The organism is Sphingomonas sp. GW821-FHT09B04, from assembly GCF_059418285.1.
Genome location: NZ_JBWKPO010000001.1, coordinates 669929 through 687575, shown reverse-complemented (window position 1 = coordinate 687575; position 17647 = coordinate 669929). Strand labels below are relative to the sequence as shown.

20 protein-coding genes, 1 tRNA gene and 1 pseudogene are annotated in these 17647 nt (G+C 67.5%); 14 read left to right on the top strand and 8 right to left on the bottom strand.

Translation table 11 applies throughout. From position 1 onward, the window contains the following. Positions 1–66 precede the first annotated feature (66 nt). The 3 genes and pseudogenes from AC07NK_RS03395 to AC07NK_RS03385 all read right to left on the bottom strand — a co-directional run. Positions 67–699, bottom strand: a complete 633-nt coding sequence (locus tag AC07NK_RS03395; protein ID WP_495169150.1) for a PilZ domain-containing protein — start codon at positions 697–699, stop codon at positions 67–69. 158 nt (positions 700–857) lie between these two features. Next, positions 858–1661: a COG4705 family protein gene (locus AC07NK_RS03390; protein WP_495169149.1), complete on the bottom strand. Its 804-nt coding sequence runs from the start codon at positions 1659–1661 to the stop codon at positions 858–860. Positions 1662–1765: 104 nt separating this feature from the next. After that, positions 1766–1945: pseudogene (locus tag AC07NK_RS03385) on the bottom strand (ATP-binding protein); the annotation flags it as partial. Between the two features lie 68 nt (positions 1946–2013). On the opposite strand from AC07NK_RS03385, the gene AC07NK_RS03380 reads away from it, so the two are divergent. Then, positions 2014–2271 (top strand): hypothetical protein, encoded by a 258-nt coding sequence (locus AC07NK_RS03380; protein WP_495169148.1) that lies wholly within the window; start codon positions 2014–2016, stop codon positions 2269–2271. 94 nt (positions 2272–2365) lie between these two features. On the opposite strand, the gene AC07NK_RS03375 is transcribed toward AC07NK_RS03380, so the two are convergent. From AC07NK_RS03375 to dapF, 3 genes are all read right to left on the bottom strand, one after another. Beyond that, the gene (locus AC07NK_RS03375; protein ID WP_495169147.1) at positions 2366–3697 is read right to left on the bottom strand and encodes a DNA-packaging protein; all 1332 of its coding nucleotides are present in this window, start codon (positions 3695–3697) and stop codon (positions 2366–2368) included. Next, on the bottom strand, positions 3694–4209 hold the full coding sequence (locus tag AC07NK_RS03370; RefSeq protein WP_495169146.1) for a hypothetical protein: 516 nt from the start codon (positions 4207–4209) through the stop codon (positions 3694–3696). The genes AC07NK_RS03375 and AC07NK_RS03370 overlap by 4 nt, the downstream gene beginning before the upstream one ends. A gap of 475 nt (positions 4210–4684) precedes the next feature. Further along, on the bottom strand, positions 4685–5626 hold the full coding sequence (dapF, locus tag AC07NK_RS03365; protein WP_495169145.1) for a diaminopimelate epimerase: 942 nt from the start codon (positions 5624–5626) through the stop codon (positions 4685–4687). Between the two features lie 104 nt (positions 5627–5730). Between dapF and AC07NK_RS03360 the strand changes: the two genes are divergently transcribed. Beyond that, positions 5731–8214 (top strand): DUF2339 domain-containing protein, encoded by a 2484-nt coding sequence (locus AC07NK_RS03360; RefSeq protein WP_495169144.1) that lies wholly within the window; start codon positions 5731–5733, stop codon positions 8212–8214. Here AC07NK_RS03360 and AC07NK_RS03355 read toward each other — a convergent pair. Continuing rightward, entirely contained in the window at positions 8199–8678 is a 480-nt protein-coding gene (locus AC07NK_RS03355; protein ID WP_495169143.1) for a DUF6456 domain-containing protein, read from the bottom strand. The genes AC07NK_RS03360 and AC07NK_RS03355 overlap by 16 nt on opposite strands. Before the next feature lie 90 nt (positions 8679–8768). Here AC07NK_RS03355 and AC07NK_RS03350 point away from each other — a divergent pair, with 90 nt between their 5' ends. Beyond that, entirely contained in the window at positions 8769–9338 is a 570-nt protein-coding gene (locus AC07NK_RS03350; protein ID WP_495169142.1) for a helix-turn-helix domain-containing protein, read from the top strand. Between the two features lie 66 nt (positions 9339–9404). Next, on the top strand, positions 9405–9767 hold the full coding sequence (locus tag AC07NK_RS03345; protein ID WP_495169141.1) for a hypothetical protein: 363 nt from the start codon (positions 9405–9407) through the stop codon (positions 9765–9767). A gap of 24 nt (positions 9768–9791) precedes the next feature. Here the strand turns inward: AC07NK_RS03345 and AC07NK_RS03340 are convergent. Beyond that, positions 9792–9867, bottom strand: a tRNA-Val gene (locus AC07NK_RS03340). 94 nt (positions 9868–9961) lie between these two features. Between AC07NK_RS03340 and gltX the strand changes: the two genes are divergently transcribed. The 10 genes from gltX (at position 9962) to AC07NK_RS03290 (ending at position 17645) form a co-directional block, all read left to right on the top strand. Continuing rightward, positions 9962–11287, top strand: coding sequence for a glutamate--tRNA ligase (gene gltX / locus AC07NK_RS03335; protein ID WP_495169140.1), 1326 nt, complete (start codon positions 9962–9964; stop codon positions 11285–11287). 122 nt (positions 11288–11409) lie between these two features. After that, positions 11410–12078 carry an energy transducer TonB gene (locus AC07NK_RS03330; RefSeq protein ID WP_495169139.1) on the top strand — a complete coding sequence of 223 codons (669 nt, stop codon included), beginning with the start codon at positions 11410–11412 and terminating at the stop codon, positions 12076–12078. Between the two features lie 34 nt (positions 12079–12112). Continuing rightward, on the top strand, positions 12113–12478 hold the full coding sequence (locus AC07NK_RS03325) for a hypothetical protein (RefSeq protein ID WP_495169138.1): 366 nt from the start codon (positions 12113–12115) through the stop codon (positions 12476–12478). A gap of 4 nt (positions 12479–12482) precedes the next feature. Beyond that, positions 12483–13466, top strand: coding sequence for a bifunctional diaminohydroxyphosphoribosylaminopyrimidine deaminase/5-amino-6-(5-phosphoribosylamino)uracil reductase RibD (ribD, locus tag AC07NK_RS03320; RefSeq protein ID WP_495169137.1), 984 nt, complete (start codon positions 12483–12485; stop codon positions 13464–13466). 4 nt (positions 13467–13470) lie between these two features. Further along, positions 13471–14094: a riboflavin synthase gene (locus AC07NK_RS03315; protein ID WP_495169136.1), complete on the top strand. Its 624-nt coding sequence runs from the start codon at positions 13471–13473 to the stop codon at positions 14092–14094. Beyond that, complete coding sequence (gene ribB, locus AC07NK_RS03310) at positions 14078–15232, top strand: 3,4-dihydroxy-2-butanone-4-phosphate synthase (RefSeq protein WP_495169135.1); 1155 nt, start codon at positions 14078–14080, stop codon at positions 15230–15232. The genes AC07NK_RS03315 and ribB overlap by 17 nt, the downstream gene beginning before the upstream one ends. Then, on the top strand, positions 15232–15651 hold the full coding sequence (gene ribH / locus AC07NK_RS03305; protein WP_495169134.1) for a 6,7-dimethyl-8-ribityllumazine synthase: 420 nt from the start codon (positions 15232–15234) through the stop codon (positions 15649–15651). Before ribB ends, ribH begins: the two co-directional genes overlap by 1 nt. A gap of 10 nt (positions 15652–15661) precedes the next feature. Continuing rightward, positions 15662–16207, top strand: coding sequence for a GNAT family N-acetyltransferase (locus AC07NK_RS03300; RefSeq protein ID WP_495169133.1), 546 nt, complete (start codon positions 15662–15664; stop codon positions 16205–16207). Then, positions 16204–16647: a hypothetical protein gene (locus AC07NK_RS03295; protein WP_495169132.1), complete on the top strand. Its 444-nt coding sequence runs from the start codon at positions 16204–16206 to the stop codon at positions 16645–16647. Before AC07NK_RS03300 ends, AC07NK_RS03295 begins: the two co-directional genes overlap by 4 nt. Positions 16648–16730: 83 nt before the next feature. After that, positions 16731–17645, top strand: coding sequence for a DMT family transporter (locus tag AC07NK_RS03290; RefSeq protein ID WP_495169131.1), 915 nt, complete (start codon positions 16731–16733; stop codon positions 17643–17645). The last annotated feature ends 2 nt before the right edge of the window (positions 17646–17647 follow it).

The following is a 17647-nucleotide window of genomic DNA, read 5'->3' as shown; positions in this document are numbered from 1 at the left end:
TGGTTCGTCCTCATCCCCGCCTCATAGCCCCATCGCGGCGCAGGACCAGCGAAAGCGCCGCGGCGCTCAGGCCGCGCCGGGAACACCCTCACCGGGCAGCGTCTCCACCCATTCGGCGAGGTCGGCGAGCGCGATCGCAGTCGAGAATTCGATCCCCAGCCGGTCGCCCTTCATCCAGCGGACCCGGCCCGACAGCGAACCGAGCCGCTCGACCATCAGCTCGACCGCGGCATCCGCCTCCATCGGCAGGTCGCTCTGGATCTTCGCGCCCTTCTGCGACAGGTCGATCAGGTCGACGACATGCCACATCGCCCCGACGCGCAACCGCGCGCGGCGCTCGACCTTCAGCCGTGGACCGCGCGGCGTTTCCTGCGCCTCGGGCAACTGGTTCAGATTGAGATAGGCCGCGACATCGATAGCGGCGTCGAACGCGACGCCGGCATTCTTGTCCTTGACCCAGCAGATCTTGCCGGTGACCGGCTCGCACCCCTTGGGCTCGACGCGCACCGCGGTCCCCAGCGCGAACGGCGCATAGGTTTCGAGCATCAGCCCGCCCGCGCCGATGTTGCGGATCAGGCACAGATGCTGCGCGCCGTCCGCCACCACCACGCGCGCGACGCGGAACAGCGTCGTGAAGCGCTGGCCAGTCCGCTGGTCAGGTATGGCGTTCCAGTCCGGCGCATCCGCAGAACCCCGCACGGGCAATCTCCTGCGAGCAATTCATTACCGCGACAGGGAAAATGCTCGCCCCCCATGTCCGGCCCCACGCCTTGGTCATGCCGTCCGAGGGCTAACGAAAACCTGCCGGATATGATTAATATACACAGCATGTATGCTGCCCCGCGGCGGCGGCGGCTTCAGGAAGCCACATTTTCCTTCCTGCCGGGGTGTTGTCCGGCGCGCTGCGGCAGAGCCAGGATCAGGATGACAATCACAACCGCGAGCACCGCTGACGCCAGCGGCCGGCTGAATTCCAGCCCGCCCTTTGCGATGGGCTTGTCGAGCCAGTCGCCGACGGTCGCCCCCAGCGGTCGTGTCAGGATGAAGGCCGCCCAGAACAGCAGGACGTGGCTTATCCGCGTGCCAAAATAGAGGATGACCAATATTCCCAGAACGGCGCCGAATACGAGCGCGCCTCCCGAGTAACCCAGGCCCGTGTCCGCAACCCAGTCTCCAAGTGCAGTGCCCAGTGTTTGTGAGAATGTAATCGTCAGCCAGTAGAAGGCTTCGGCTTTCGGGGTGACGATGGTGTTGACATCCACGCTCCCCAAACTTCGGTGCCACGCGAACAGCGAGGCACCGACACAGGCGAGTAGCAACAGCGACCCGCCCACATAGCCGATACCCAGGGCCCGATCGGCAAAATCCGCCAATGTAGTTCCGGCGGTTGTCGAGGCCGCGATAGTCGCCCAGTAAAGCCAGGGATTGAACGACCGCGCCCGGATCTGTGCCCAGACCAGCGCGACCAGCAGCAGCCCAAAAATGGCGGTACCGATCAGGTAGCCGTTCGGCATCGGATGCGGCGTGGTTTCACCCAGCCAGCTCATGGTGACGGTGTCGCCCGCCGTCTCGCCAAGGGTCGTCGCCAGAATCTTGATCACCCAGAAACCGACCGTGATCGCGGGCACCTTGCTCAACGCGTCCAATTTCTGCTGGTCCATCGGCGGCGATCCTCGCGAAACGCGGTGCAGTCGCGGCCATATTGGGCTTGCTTTCCCCTGCCCGCAACCGGGCCGTCAAGGGATCCCAAGCGTGTTCATTCACCTCACCCCAACCCCCTGACCTTCGCCGCACGCGGCCGTCCCAGCATCAGCTCGGTCAGCGCCCACACCAGCGCATCGGCGCGGTCCGGCGATCGCCCCGGCCCTTCATAGCCGCCGCCCGCAACCAGCCCGCACAGCTCGTCCTCCAGCGTGGGGAAGCGCCCGGCATGTTTCACCCGCCCGACCGCAACAGACCCCGTTGTTGTCAACGTGTCATGAGCTATGAACTGCATCAGGAAGGTCAAATCAGATGCGCTTCATCGCGGCCATCGTCGGAATTCTGGTGGGCCTACCGGTTTGGGCATTGTCTATGTTTGGAACCTACGCGTTCGTCAGCCCGGCTGAGCGAGCATGGGCTATGGCCGTGGCATTGGAGTCAGGCGCGCTGCTCCTCGTGTCCGTCCTGCTCATTTTCACGCCTTCCGCTCAGCGTCTCCAAGGCGTACTTCTTGTCATCACGGTCGTGGCGATTGCACTCATTTTCGCAGGTCTCCGTATCGCTGGATGAATTGCGATAATGACCGCCTTGCACCCCATATCCTGCGTTCCGCCCATATGAAGCCGATCTCGATATCGATCCGCTCGCGGCGGCCCGGTTCACCTCACCCCAACTCCCTGACCTTCGCCACGCTCGGCCGTCCCAGCATCAGCTCGGTCAGCGCCCACACCAGCGCATCGGCGCGATCGGGCGAGCGCCCCGGCCCCTCATAGCCGCCGCCCGCAACCAGCCCGCACAGCTCGTCCTCCAGCGCGGGGAAGCGCCCGGCATGTTTCACCCGCCCGGCCTCGTACAAGGCCGCCACCGGCTCGGCGCGCGCCACCTTGCCGCGGCTGGCATGGACCAGCTTCACCGGCATCGCGATATCCGCTGCGCGCAACACGCTCTTCACCATGTCGCCGCCCTGATTCTTCTCGGCCACGACCTTGTCCGCGCCATGCTTCGCCGCGCATGTCGCCACTGCGCGCGCCCAGCCTTCGGGGGAGAGCCCCGCCACGCTCGCGTCCGCAATGACATGCCCGACATTCGCCGCGTCCAGCGCTACCGCCACGATCCCGCAGGCATCGCCCCCCGCGCTCGCCGGCGGGTCGACCCCCACCACCACGCGCACCACGCCACGCGGCTTCCTGCCCCGGCACGCCTCGATCATCGCGCGCGTCCACAGCGCGCCCGCAATCTCTTCGATCAGCTCGCCGTCCAGCTCCTGCCGCCCCAGCCGCGTGCCGCCATATTCGGCCTCCATCGCTGCGATGAAGCGCGCAGGCAGATGCGGATTGTCGCGCGTCCGGCCGCGCGTCTCGACCGTGCCGGCCAGCGCCATCACCCGCCGCATCAGCCGCGTCGGCCGCGGCGTCGTCGTCACCAATATCCGCTGGTCGTCGCCCCCGCGCAGCCCCAGCACCAGATTGTCCCATACCGTCTCGCCGTGCCGCCATTTGGCCAGTTCGTCGCACCATGCCGCATGATGTTCGGGACCGCGCAGCCGCTCGGGCGCCTCTGCCGAATAGACGAATCCCTTCGCCCCCGACGCGAATTCCACCTCGCCCACGCTCGGGCGCCAGTGCACCCGCTCGCCATCGCGCGCGATCGCGATCAGCCCGCTCGGCCCTTCGATCATCACCTTGGCGACATCGTCGCCGCTCGCGCCGACCAGTGCAATGCGCCCGTCCTTGTTGCGCCGCGCCCATTCGCTCACCCATTCGGCGCCCGCGCGGGTCTTGCCGAAGCCGCGCCCGGCGCGGATCAGCCAGACGCGCCAGTCGCCCGGCGGCGCAATCTGCCCGCCATGCGCCCAGACGTCCCAGCGCTCGCGCAGCTCGATCTGCTGCATCCGCGTGATGCGCGACAGCACCCGCGCCCGATCCACATCGCCCAGCAGCGCCAGCCGCTCGGATTCGCTTAGCGGGACCGGATCGTCCTCATCCGCGCCGCTCACGACTTCCGCCCGCTTTCACGCAGCCTGCGCTCCAGCGCATCGAGCTGCTTCTTGAGCGCGGCATCGGTCTCCGCAGGCGTTGGCCGCTGGCTGTGTTTGGTCACCGGCTTGCCGTCCACGCCCTTTCGATGCTTGGTCAGCAGCGCCATCGCCAGCTGGATCGCGCCGGCTGACACCATATCCGGCCCGGGCAGATCCTCGACCGTTCCGATCGCGTCGCCGATCTCGATCGCATTGACCCCGATCAGCGCATGTTCGAGCAGCGCCGTCTCCAGCCGCTCATAGCCCAGCTCAAGCGCCTCGCCCCAAAGGTCGCCGAACGCCGCATCGCGCTTGCGCAGCTGATACACCCCGCTCGGCGTCATCCCGGCCGCGGCTGCCGCCTTCCTGACGTTGCAGCTATTGGCCAGCGTCGCCAGAAACAGCTCGCGCTTCGCCTTCGTCCATCCGCTCGCCGCCACGCGACGCAATTGGATCGGCCGCCGGTACCCCGGCTCCAGCTTGTCGGTCATGATCCGCTCCCGCAAAACAGAAACGGGCCGGACAGCGTCATCGCCCCGGCCCGATCAAACGCCAATGCACGCGGGCCGGCAGCGCCATGCCGCTCACCGACCCGCTCGCTGAAATCCGGCAATGCGGAAGCCGCTCCGCCCGACTCGCAATTCCTCAGCGTTCCTGTTTTGTACCTAAACAGCGTCGCGATGTCAACCGCTATTTACCGATTTGGTTCTTTTTCAGTCGCACGCGTGGTTTGCCGGAGCCCCGTCCGGCCCCACTTCCCGTACCTGACCTGCAGGCAGACCGGCGTTCTAGCTGCCGCGGCTTCAAATCGTCACCCCGGCCTCGTGCCGGGGTCCACCCGGCCTCGCCTACTGCGCTGGAACCTCGTTTCCAACCCTCACCTCCCGGTGGACCCCGGCACAAGGCCGGGGTGACGGCTCGGGTTCGGATGGACGAAGGCCCGGGCTCCCGAATACCGGTCCGGACTTAGCCCGCGCGCAGGCTCGCCCAGGCCGCGACCTCGTCATCGCGCTGGCGGGTGACGGTCAGTTCGCCCAGCACGCCGGTCGCCGGGTCGATTTCGATCTGCGCATCCCATTCGAACGTCGCATTGCCCGCGATCGTCACAGCGTCGCCGCCCTCGGGCCCTTCGGCGCGGGTGCGCACGCGGCCGCCGGGGTTGTGGACCGTGATCCACTGGCCGAACGGGATGCGGCCGGTCAGCCCCGCGACATGCGTCGCCGCGCCCATCGCGGTGCCGCATGCATTGGTGAGGCCAACCCCGCGCTCATAGGTGTGGACGTACAGGCCATCCGGCCGCAGCTCGACAAAGCTCACATTGGCGCGGTCGGCCAGCAGCGCCGGACCGGCCTCGCACCAGTCGCCAAGCGCAGTCAGCTCGGCAATGTCGACCTGCTCGACAAAGGTAATCAGGTGCGGGTTGGGCATCGCCACCGCCGTGAAGGCGCGCGCGCTCGGCAGGCCGGGTATCCGCGCCTCGATCGCCGGTGCGGGAAGGTTGATTCCCGCCGCGCGCGGATCGGTCGATGCCGGGCCCACCGTGGTCCGGACGGTGTAGACCCCGGACGCCAGCTCCGGGTCGTGTGCGACCTGTGCGTCGCTGGTCTTCAATCGCACCGTCGCCGCCTCGATCCCCAGCGCCTCGAACCCCGCGCGCGCGGTGCAGCGCAGGCCGTTGAGACAGGTTTCGGGGATCGATCCGTCGGCGTTGACCACCATCTGCGCGAACGCCGCGCCGTCGCCGGCTTCGCCCAGCAACAACAGCCCGTCGGCGCCGACGGGCCCGGCGCGATCGCACAGGGTGAGCGCGATGCGTCCCCACTCGGCATCGGAAAGGCTCAGCGCGCGCGCGTCGAACAGGGCGAAGTCGTTCCCCGATCCGTGGCATTTGGTGAAGGTCAGCCGCATGCCGCGACTCTAGGCGCGGCGGCGCGGCGTGCAACCGCAGATCGGCTTGGCCCGCGCAAAGCCGGGCTGGCGCGGCGGCGCTTCTGCTGCAACAAGGGTGCGCGATGGAGGGCATCCTTTTCCTCGCCGTTGTGGTCCTCGGCATCGTCGCCGCCACGCAGGCCCAGCGATTGAAGCAGCTCGCCCGCCGGCTCGACCGGCTCGAGCGCGGGCAGGCGCTCGCGGAGCCCGTCGCCGAACCCGCACCCCTCGCGCCGCGGCCCGTTGCCGAACGCGCTCCGCGGCCGGTCGAACCCGCCCCGCCACCGGTCGAGCCGGCGCCCGCTCCGCAACCCGAGCCACGCCCCGGCCTCGAATCGCTGATCGGCGCGCGCCTGCCGGTGTGGGTCGGCGCGATCGCATTGGTCGCCGCGGGTTTCTTCCTCGTCCGCTATTCGATCGAGATCGGCCTGTTCGGCCCCGCCGTCCGCACCGTCCTGGCCGCGCTGTTCGCCGCATTGCTGGTCGCCGGCAGCGAAACTGCGCGCCGCCTTCCTGCAACGCGGGAGGATCCGCGCATCGCACAGGCGCTCGCGGGCGCCGGCATCGCCAGCGCCTATGGAACGCTCTACATCGCGGCTGCGCTCTACCATCTGATCGCGCCGCTCCCGGCCTTTGCGCTGATGATCGCCGTCACGGGTCTCGGCCTCGCGCTCGCACTGCGCAACGGACCGCCGACCGCGGTACTGGCCTTCGCCGGCGGGTTCATTGCGCCGCTGGTCGCGGGCTATGACGCCGCGGGGATCGGTCCGCTGCTCGTCTATCTCGCGCTGTTCACCGCCGCGCTGTTCGGCCTTGCAGTGCATCGCGGCTGGGCCTGGCTCGCGATCGCCGCCACCGTGGCGGCTTTCGTCTGGGTCAATTTCCTGCTGTTCGTGCTGGGCGCCGTCGCGCTCACCGCACCCGCGGCCTTTGTCGTGCTGCTGGCGATCGGCGCCAGCCTCGCCTTCCCGCGCGCCGGAGTCGTCGCGGCTTGGCTCCGCCTCGCGCCGCTGGTCGCGGGGCTCGTCCAGCTCCTCGCCTTTGCCCCCGCACTCGATTTCTCCGGAATCGTCTGGGCGCTCTACCTGACGCTTGCGGCAGCGACACTGGTGCTCGCCTGGCGCGACGCCGCCTATCTTCCGGGTGCACTCGCTGCGCTCGCTCTCACCCTCCTTCTCCTCGCCGTCGGCCTCGCCGAGCCGGAGCCGGGCGTCAGCAGAGCCGCCGCGGTCGCCGCAGCATTCCTCTTCGCCGCGCCCGGCCTGTTGCTGCTCCACCGAGCCCGTGCCTGGGCGATCCTCGCGCTGGGCGGTATCGCCGGCCCGCTGCTGCTCGCCAATCTTGTGGACGGGGACCATCTTACCGACTGGCTATGGGCTGCGCTCGAGCTGGCCGCCGGCGCCCTTGCCGGCTGGACAAGCTGGCGCCGCCGCAATGAAGCCGGTCAGCGCGACCCCGGTCTGATCGGTGGTGCAATCCTCGCGGCGATCCTCGCCGGCACCGCACTTGGACAGCTCACCGGCGCCGATTGGGTCGCGATCCCCTTTGCGATCATCACACTCGCGCTCGGCTGGTGGGCACGCCGCACTGGCGACGCCCAGTTGCGCCTGCTCCCCGCGATCGCGCTCGCCGTGATCCTGATCGCAGCGGTCGAGCCGCTCACCCACTATTTGGAGTTGGTCGCCGATTCGGCCAGCGGCGCGCATCTGCCCTATCTCCAGCTCCCCGGCCTCGCCGAAGCCTTCCGCCATTTCCTGCCCGCGCTCGCCGCTGCTGCACTGCTCCTCATCGACCGCGAACAGTTCGGCCGCCTTCGGTCCGGGGTCCTCGCAGGCGCGATCGCTCTCGGCCTGATGCTTCTCTACCACCTCGCCAAGCTCCCCCTCGCCATCGCCGGGGAGGCCCGGTTCGTCGCATGGGGCTTCGCCGAGCGTGCGTTCATCACCCAGGCGCTGCTCGCTGCTGGCTGGATCGGCATCCGGCGCAGCCCCTTCCCCGCGCTCGGCCTCGGCCTGTTCGGCCTCGGCCTGATCCGTATCATCTGGTTCGATCTGCTGCTGCTCAACCCGATCCTGGTCTCGCAACAGACGGGCGGCATACCGCTCCTCAATCTGGCTGTACTTCACCTCGCACTGGCCGCAGGCTGGATCTGGACCTTTAAGCCCAACCGCATCTGGCGCCTGATCGGGATCGGCTTCACCTTCGCCGCGATTGCCGTCGCGGTACGCCAGGCATCGCATGGCACCCTCCTCACCGGCCCCGTCACGACAGGCGAGAATTACGGCTATTCCGCCGCCTTCCTGCTGCTCGCGCTCGCCTGGCTGGCGCTGGGCATCCGCAGCGGCGCGCGCGATCTGCGCCTCGCCGGCCTCACCCTTCTGACCGCGGTCACGCTCAAGGTCTTCCTGATCGACGCCGCGGCGCTCGACGGATTGCTGCGGATTCTCTCGTTCCTCGGCCTTGGCGTCGCGCTGATCGGCATCGGCTGGGCCTATAGCCGCTTCCTCGGAACCACGCTCAAGCCGCCGTCAGCCAATGGCGGAACCGCGGATCACGCCAGCCCGTAGTGGCTTGCCACCCGATCGAGCGCGAGGGTCAGCACCAGCCGCCCGGCGCGCGCCGGCCAGCCTAGCGCCTTCTCCGCCATCGGGACCGTTTCGCCGGCGCAGATCACGCGCCACAAGATATCGGCCAGGCCCGGCCCCGCTGCCTTCACAGCCGCGTCGAACCGCCGCTTGGCCGCAATCTGGGCGGTCGTGGGATCGAGCCCGCAATGCGGCATTCCGCCCCGCCGCGCGGCAGGCGCAGCGTCCCATCGCATCGTCACCCGCGGCCCCAGCGCCGCCATCTCGTAATCGTCGCGGAGCCGCTCCCCCGCTTCGAACTGGCGCGGATCCACCAGCCCGCGTGCGCGCAACCAGCCAAGCGGCGATTCAGCCAGATTCACGGTGACCCGCCGCCCCGTATTGCGCGCCGGGGCATTGCGGATCACAAATCCGTCCTCGATCGTCCGTTCCACCAGCTCGCGCATGTGCCACTCCCAACTATAGCGAATCAGCCTTGCCATATCGGCACGCTTGTAGGAAAGTGATTTAACCACATCGGTTATTCGGGAAGCGCTATGATCACTGCCATCCGCGAAGTTCGCCGCGCCAGGGGCCTGACACTCGAGGAAGTCGCGCAGCGCTGCGTACCCCCGACAACAGCACAGACGATCGGCCGGCTTGAAACGGGTACGCGCACCGTCTCGGTCGCCTGGCTCAACCGGATCGCCGCGGCACTCGCGGTCGATGCCGCCGATCTCGTCCGCCTGCCCGATCGACCCGATATCCCCGTCGCGGCCACGCTCGATGCATCGGGCGCACAGGCGTTACGCCGTCCCGCGACCGTCGCGCCGCCGCACGCCGAGGCCGATCTGGTCGCAGTAACCGTCAGCTGCGGGATCGGCGACTATCGCGCGGGCGACGCCATCTGGTGCCGCCGCCTCGCCCCCGACACCTTCGCCTCGGCACTCAATCGCGATGTGCTGATCCCGCGTCCCGCCGGACGCTTTCTGTTCGGGCGTCTGATCGCGCATGAAGGGGAGGGCGGCCGCCTCAATATCCTGCCCCTCGGCCCCGGCGCGCGACAGCAGGTTGTGGCGGATCCCCCTTGGATCGCCTGTGCCATCCAGCTTGTTCGCCAGCTTTAGACGCCGCTTGCGAACATTGCAGTTGAGGCGCATGCTCCGGGTGTTCCTTAGGGGAGGAATGCACCAATGAAGTACGTCATCGCGCTCACGGCAGTCATGGTCGGAGCAGCACCTGCGCTCGCAGAAGACTGGGATTTCATGCTCACCAACGGCTCGGGCAAGCCGATCAAAACCATCGAACTGACACCCAGCGGGACCCCCGACTGGAAACCGCAGACGGTCGATCCGGAGGCGCATCGTGAATCGGTGATCAAGGTTGGCGCCAAGACCACCGTCCGTTTCGACAAGGCAGCGAATCAGTGCCGCTACGACCTCAGGGCAACGTTCGAGGACGGCACGACACAGGTGTGGAACGCCGCCAATATCTGCGACAACAGCTACATCACGCTGAAGCTTACCAACGGAAAGGCGACGATAACCGCCAGTTGATGCACACCCAGGGACGATCCGGAATGGTGGGCGCTGACGGGCTCGAACCGCCGACCCTCTCGGTGTAAACGAGATGCTCTACCAACTGAGCTAAGCGCCCGGCCCATGGCCGTGAGCGCTCCGATAGGCGGGATCGGCGCGCACGTAAACCTCGCGCCGTTTCGCAGCTGTACGAAATCGGCTAGCGGCATCGCATGAACGTCGTCACCCGTTTCGCCCCGAGCCCCACCGGTCGCCTCCATGTCGGCAATATCCGCACGGCACTCCATAACTGGATGTGGGCCCGCAAGCGCGGCGGGCAGTTCCTGCTGCGTATCGACGACACCGATCGCGAACGTTCGCGCGAGGAGCATGTCGCGGCGATTCGCGCGGATCTCGTCTGGCTCGGCCTTGTCCCCGACGGCGAAGAGCGGCAGTCCGAGCGCTTCGGCCTCTATGACCGCCGCTTCGCCGAGCTGGTCGCGACGGAACGGGTCTATCCGGCTTACGAGACTCAGCAGGAACTCGATCTCAAACGCAAGATTCAGCTCGGCCGCGGCCTCCCGCCGATCTACGACCGCACAGCGCTCGCGCTCAGCGATGCCGATCGCGCACGGTTCGAGGCAGAGGGCGTGCAGCCGCACTGGCGCTTCCGGCTCGATCATTCCGCGCCGATCGAATGGCACGACCTGATCCGCGGCCCCCAGCGCTTCGATCCGGCGACGATGAGCGATCCGGTCATCCGCCGCGCCGACGGCTCATGGCTCTACCTTCTCCCCTCGGTGATCGACGATATCGATATGGGCATCACCCATGTCGTGCGCGGCGAGGATCATGTCTCCAACACCGCGGCGCAGCTGCAGATGTTCGACGCACTCGACGCGCCTCCTCCTGCCTTCGCACACGAGGCGCTGCTGACCGGCGCTGAGGGCAAGCTCTCCAAGCGTCTCGGCTCGCTCGGCGCCGACCATTTCCGCGCGGCGGGAATCGAGCCGCAGGCGATCGTCGCTTTGCTCGCGCGGCTCGGCACCAGCGACCCTGTCGAACCGCTTGCCGATATCGCCCCGCTGCTCGAATCCTTCGACTTCGGCCGGTTCGGCCGCGCGCCCGCCCGCTTCGACGAAGCCGAACTCGCGCACCTCAACGCACGCATGATCCACCAACTCGACTATGATGCGGTTGCGCCGCGTCTGCCTGCCGGGATGGACGCCGCCGGCTGGGCCGCCATCCGCCCCAATCTATCGACGCTCGCGGAAGCCGCCGACTGGTGGCAGGTAGTCGAGGGGCCGGTCTCAGCGGCACGCGATTCGGAGGACGCCGATTTCCTCGCGCATGCCGCAGCAGCCGCCGCCAGTCTCGACTGGTCGGAAGACCCTTGGCACGCACTCACCGCCGCGCTCAAGGACACAACGGGACGCAAGGGCAAGGCGCTGTTCCTCCCACTGCGCCGCGCGCTTACCGGCCGCGATTCGGGTCCGGATATGGCCGCTTTGCTCCCGCTGATCGGTCGCGATCGCACCATCGCCCGCCTCCGCGCCTAGCAATCGACCACCCAACCGCGCTGATCCACCTCTCATGATACGAAATCACCTTGACCAAGGGATGTTATGATATATCCTTGTATCGACTCGGCCAGGATGGGTCGGGGACAAGGAGAGCAGCCATGTATGCCAATCGGTATCACTCCACCGCGTCGCGCCCGGCCGGGGCCGGCGGCGCGCTCCTGATCAGCGGTGCGATGATCCTCGGACTCTATTTTGCCGGTCCGAAGATCGTCCCGGGCGATTTCCTCGATCCGCCGATCAAGACAAAGAACATCCCGATCGACAAGCCGGTGCCGCCCGATCCCAAGCCCAAAGCCAAAACCGATCAGCGCAAGGCGGTCACAACCCCGTTGCCGCACACGCCGGACCCGATTGTCGATATCAACACCGACACAAGCGGCATCACCGGCACCCATGTGATCACCCCGGTCACGCCCGATCCCCCTGGCCCCATCGGTCCGGTGAGCGGCGGCACCGTCGTCGATCCGCCACGCCCGCCAGTGATGGTCGGTCCCTCGATCGATCCGCGCTACGAGGCGCTGCTCCAGCCGCCCTATCCGCCCGGGGCAATCCGCCGCGGGACCGAAGGAAGCGTCACCGCGCGCGTGCTGATCGGAGCCGACGGCCGAGTGAAGGCGATCGATATCGTGAAGAGCCCGAGCGACGACCTGTCCGAAGCGACCCGCAAACAGGCACTGGCACGCTGGCGCTTCAAGCCCGCCACGCGCGACGGCGTCCCGGTCGAGGGGTGGAAGACGATGACGCTGCGTTTCCAGATCGTCGAGTAACCAGGGCTGGTCCCGGCCGCGTGGCACGCCTATCTTGCGCACCATGTTCTTTCTAAGGCGCAACAAGCATGTCTCGTCGGTCGGGCCACTTCAGGACCTGCGCGACGCCCTGCGCATCCGCCACGGCTACCAGCTCTGGTTTATGCTCGCGGCGTTTGCGACCACCGCTCTGATCCTGACGGGCTTCTATTTGGACTCCTATTTCGAGCGCGCCTACAAGCGCGAGATTATCTACGTCCAGAACTGGCGCGCGGATCGCACGCTCGACGAGATCATCGCCCAGCAGAAGATCGACGAGGAAGCACGGCAGAAGCGCGTGGCCGAAGCCAAGGCCAGGTCCGAGAAGAAGCGCCTCGAATATAAGAAGGTCGACGACCAGCTGAAATCATGGGGCCTGTAGCCTTGTGACGCCCTCGAACGACCTTCGCTGGATGGACGCCGCATTGACGCTGGCGTCACGCGGACAGGGGCTGACCGCACCCAACCCCAGTGTCGGCTGCGTGATCGTCGGCGACGGCCACGTCGTAGGGCGCGGCTGGACCCGGCCTGGCGGACGCCCCCATGCCGAAGCGATCGCATTGGCGGAAGCTGGCGAGGCTGCACGCGGCGCTACCGCCTATGTCACGCTCGAACCCTGCGCGCACGAATCTGCGCGCGGCCCCACCTGCGCCGATTTGCTGATCGCGGCGGGGGTCACCCGCGTCGTCGTCGCGTTGCGCGATCCCGACCCGCGTACCGACGGCAAGGGAATTGCCCGGCTTGCCGGAGCCGGGATCGAGGTGGCGACCGGAATCCGCGAAGCTGAGGCGCGCCGCACCATCGCCGGCTTTCTGACGCGCCGGCTTAAGGGGCGCCCCTTCGTCACGCTCAAGCTCGCGACCTCGCTCGACGGCTGCATCGCGCTCGCCAATGGCGAAAGCCGCTGGATCACCGGGCCCGAAGCGCGTGCACATGCGCATCTCGAGCGCGCCCGCAACGAGGCGATCCTGATCGGCCGCGGCACGCTCGATCGCGATTCGCCGCGGCTCGACGTGCGCCTGCCCGGACTCGAGGACCGCGCGCCCCGCCGCGTCCTGCTTTCCGCACGCACTGCGGACGGCTGGCACATGATTTCGCAACCATCGGCGATTGCGACGCTGGTGGGGGTCGATCACTTATTGATCGAAGGCGGCGCCCAAACCGCCGCGACCTTCCTTCACAACAACCTGGTTGACCGACTCCTCCTTTACCGCGCGCCGGTCGTGCTCGGCGGCAAGCCCGGAATCGCCGACCTCGGTCTCAGCGAACTCAGCAGCGCGCACGGCCGCTGGCACCTCACAGATACGCGGATGCTTGGCAGCGACCGGCTCGAGGTCTACGAGCGCGCCAGCAATCAGGATTCAGAATAGCGGTATGTTCACGGGCATCGTCACCGATATCGGTACTATCGAAACAGTGGAAGACCGCGGCGATCTTCGCGTGCGCATCACCACCAGCTACGACACCGCGACCGTCGATCTCGGCGCATCGATCGCCTGTTCGGGCGTGTGCCTCACCGTCGTGGACAAGTCTGCTGGCGGGGCGCCCGGCTGGTTCGCGGTCGACGTCTCGCACGAGACCGTCTCGCGCACAGCCGACCAATGGGCGCAGGGCCACCGCCTCAACCTCGAGCGCGCGCTGAAGCTTGGCGAGGAACTGGGCGGCCATATCGTCACCGGCCATGTCGATGGCACCGGCGCCGTGCTCGACATCACCCCCGATGGCGACTCGCAGCGAATCACCTTCTCGGTCCCGGCCGCACTCGCGCCGTTCATCGCCGCCAAGGGATCGATCACGATCGACGGCGTCTCGCTCACCGTGAACACCGTGACGGACCAGAGCGACCGCAGCGCGCAGTTCACCGTCAACCTCATTCCGCATACCCAGGCCGTCACTACCCTCGGCGCGCTCGCGCAGGGTCAGGCCGTCAACCTCGAGATCGATGTGCTCGCACGCTATCTCCAACGCATGGAGGCTCATCGTGGCCCAGCCCGGTAAGAACCCCGAAATCGCGCGCCTGCGCCACGCCTTCCTGTCCACGCCGGAAGAGATTATCGACGAGGCACGCAACGGCCGCATGTTCATCCTCGTCGACGACGAGGACCGCGAGAATGAGGGCGATCTCGTCATCCCGGCACAGATGGCGACCCCCGACGCGATCAATTTCATGGCCAAGCATGGCCGCGGCCTGATCTGCCTTGCCATGACCAAGGAACGGACCGATCAGCTCGGCCTTGAGCCGATGGCACGGCGCAACGGCACGCGCATGGGCACCGCCTTCACCGTCTCGATCGAGGCGAAGGAGGGCGTCACCACCGGTATCTCCGCCGCCGATCGCGCGCGCACCGTCGCGGTCGCGATCGACTCGGGCAACGGCGCTGCAGACCTCGTCTCGCCCGGCCATGTCTTTCCGCTGGTCGCGCGTGAGGGCGGCGTGCTCGTCCGCGCTGGCCATACCGAGGCCGCGGTCGACGTCGCGCGTCTCGCCGGTCTCAACCCGTCGGGCGTGATCTGCGAGGTGATGAAGGACGACGGGACGATGGCCCGGCTCGACGACCTCGTCTCCTTCGCGCAGCTCCACAATCTCAAGATCGGCACGATCCGCGACCTGATCGCCTATCGCCACCGCTACGACCATCTGGTCGAGCGCCGCGCCGAGACCAGCTTCACCAGCCGTTGGGGCGGCGACTGGCGCGTCATCACCTTCTGGAACAATGCCGCAGGCACTGAGCAGATCGCTCTGCTCAAGGGCCGCGTGAACGCCGACAAGCCCACGCTCGTCCGCATGCATGTCCTTTCGCCCTTCGGCGACCTGTTCGGCGAGGAAGGCGCGCGCGGCAAACTGCTCGAGCGCTCGATGGAGATCATCGGCGAAGAAGGCGCGGGCGTCATCGTCGTCATCAACCGGCCGCGCGCCGATGCCTTCACCATGGCGGTCGAGCGCAAGGCCGGGATCCGCACCGAAGCCGATATGGAGGAGCTGCGCGACTATGGCGTCGGCGCGATGATCCTCACCGAACTCGGGGTCGAGGAAATGATCCTCCTCACCAACACCCACCACACGCTGGTCGGCCTCGACGGCTACGGCCTGTCGATCGTCGGTGAACGCCCGATCGATCTGGAAGGAAACGCCTGATGGCCAAGGTTCTGCTCGTCGAAGCGCGTTTCTACGACCATCTCAACGACATGCTGCTCGCCGGCGCCCGCGCCGCGGTCGAGGCGGCGGGGCACAACCATGAGACGATCACCGTCCCCGGCGCGCTCGAAGTGCCCGGCGCGATCGCGATGGCGGCGGAGACCGGCCGCTACGACGCCTATGTCGCGCTCGGCGTCGTCATCCGCGGTGAGACCTATCATTTCGAGATCGTCTCGAACGAAAGTGCACGCGGCGTGATGGCGCTGACCATGGACGGTATCCCGATCGGCAACGGCATCCTCACCACCGAGAACGAAGCGCAGGCAATCGCGCGCGCCGATCCGAAGCATCTGAACAAGGGCGGCGGCGCGGCCGAAGCGGCCTTGGCGATGCTCGCATTGCGCGAAAAGCTCGGTTGAGAAGTTGGTCGTGAACGGGCCGATCCTTTTCACCGAACGCCTGATCCTGCGTCGCCCCCAGGCGTCGGACCTTGATGCCTGGGCGGCCTTCAACGCCGATGCAGAGACGATGCGCTTCCTCGGCGGCCCGATCGCGCGCAGCATGGCGTGGCGCCAGCTGTGTGCGATGTCGGGCGCGTGGGACATTGCCGGCTTCGCGATGTTCTCGGTGATCGAGCGCGCGACCGGCAAATGGGTCGGCCGTCTGGGTCCGTGGCAGCCCGATGGCTGGCCGGGAACAGAAGTCGGCTGGGGCGTTGCGCCTGAGTTCGCGGGCAAAGGCTATGCCTATGAAGGCTCGGTCGCGGCGATGGACTATGCGGTCGACGTGCTCGGCTGGACCACGATCATCCACACGATCAACCCCGACAATCTGGGTTCGATCAAGCTCGCGCAGCGGCTCGGCTCGTACAATATGGGCCCGACGCAGCTGCCCGCACCCTATCTCGACGAGCGCGTCGACGCCTGGGGCCAGACCGCTGACGAATGGCGGGCCCGGCGAGCCGCCGCCAAGTGACCGACGCCCCGCCCGGCCGCTACAAGGTGGTGGAGCGCGGGCGCCAGCTGGTGGTGATCGATACGCGAACGGGCAGGCCAGCGACGCGCGGGACCGACCCCGCGCCTTCTTCGCCGCCGAATTCGTTTCCATCCATGATCGAGCGGGAAGCCCCGCCGGCGATCGACGACCGCAGCGGTCACGCCGTGCTCACCACCTCACGGCTCTACGACCTCAAAGGGCCACGCCGAATCGTCATCAACGAAGCAGCATCCCAACGTCTGAGCCGCGGAATTGGCGGCCTCGCGATCGTGCTGATCGTCTTCGCGGTCGTCGCGACGCTGCTCCTGCCCTGGCTCTGGCTGTTGCCGGCGCTGTTGCTGTTCCAGCCCAAGGCGCGCACGGGGTTCCGCACCTGGGTGACCGCACGGCTCGACGACGCGAGTAAGGCCGCTTCCTGATCCTCGAACGGACGGACAGCCCTAGCCGGGGAATTTCCGCGCAATGGGTTGCAATATGCAACAGTTAGGGCGCTAAGGGCGCGATGCACGACTCCGGCTCCTCAGGAAAAGCTGCGCTGCCCTTCGCCGCGCTGCTGCTCGGCAATGTGGCGCTGGCCTTCGGGCCGTGGTTCGTGCGCGCGGCCGATGTCGGCCCGGTTGCCGCGGGTTTCTGGCGGCTGGCGCTGGGCGTCCCCTTCCTGTTCGCCATCGTCATGGCGACCGAGGGGAACCCGCTGCGCAACGCCAAGGGGCTGGGCATCACGCTGTTCTTCGCGGGCATCGCCTTCGCCGCGGATCTCGCGTCGTGGCATATCGGCATCCTGCACACTACGCTCGCCAATGCGACGCTGTTCGGCAATTCCGCGACCCTGATGTTCCCGATCTGGGGCTTCCTCATCGCGCGCGCCTGGCCGACGCGGCAACAGGGAATCGCCCTTGCGCTCGCCGCCGCCGGCGCCGTCCTGCTGCTCGGCCGTTCGTACAGCCTTTCGCCCCAAAACATGGTCGGCGATCTGCTCTGCCTGCTCGCGGGTGCGCTCTACACGGTCTACTTCATCCTCATGACCCGCGCCCGCGAAGCGATGACGCCGCTGTCGGCGCTCGCACTGTCGAGTGCCGTCGGCGCGCTTCCGCTGCTGCTGTTCGCCGTTGCGCTCGGCGAACAGATCTGGCCGCACAATTGGGGCGTGCTGGTCGGCCTCGCGCTCGCCAGCCAGGTGTTCGGGCAGGGCCTGCTGATCTACGCGCTGGGCCATTTGTCGCCGCTCGTCGTTGGCATCGCCCTGCTCTCGCAGCCGGTCATCGCCGGAACGATCGGCTGGGTCGTCTATGGTGAGCGACTCGGCGTGCCCGACTTCATCGGCGCGGTCCTGGTGGCGATCGCGCTGGTGCTGGTCCGCCGCGGCTCGGCGCCGCAAGGGCAGGTTGCAACCACCGCCGACGAGGTTAAACCATGAAC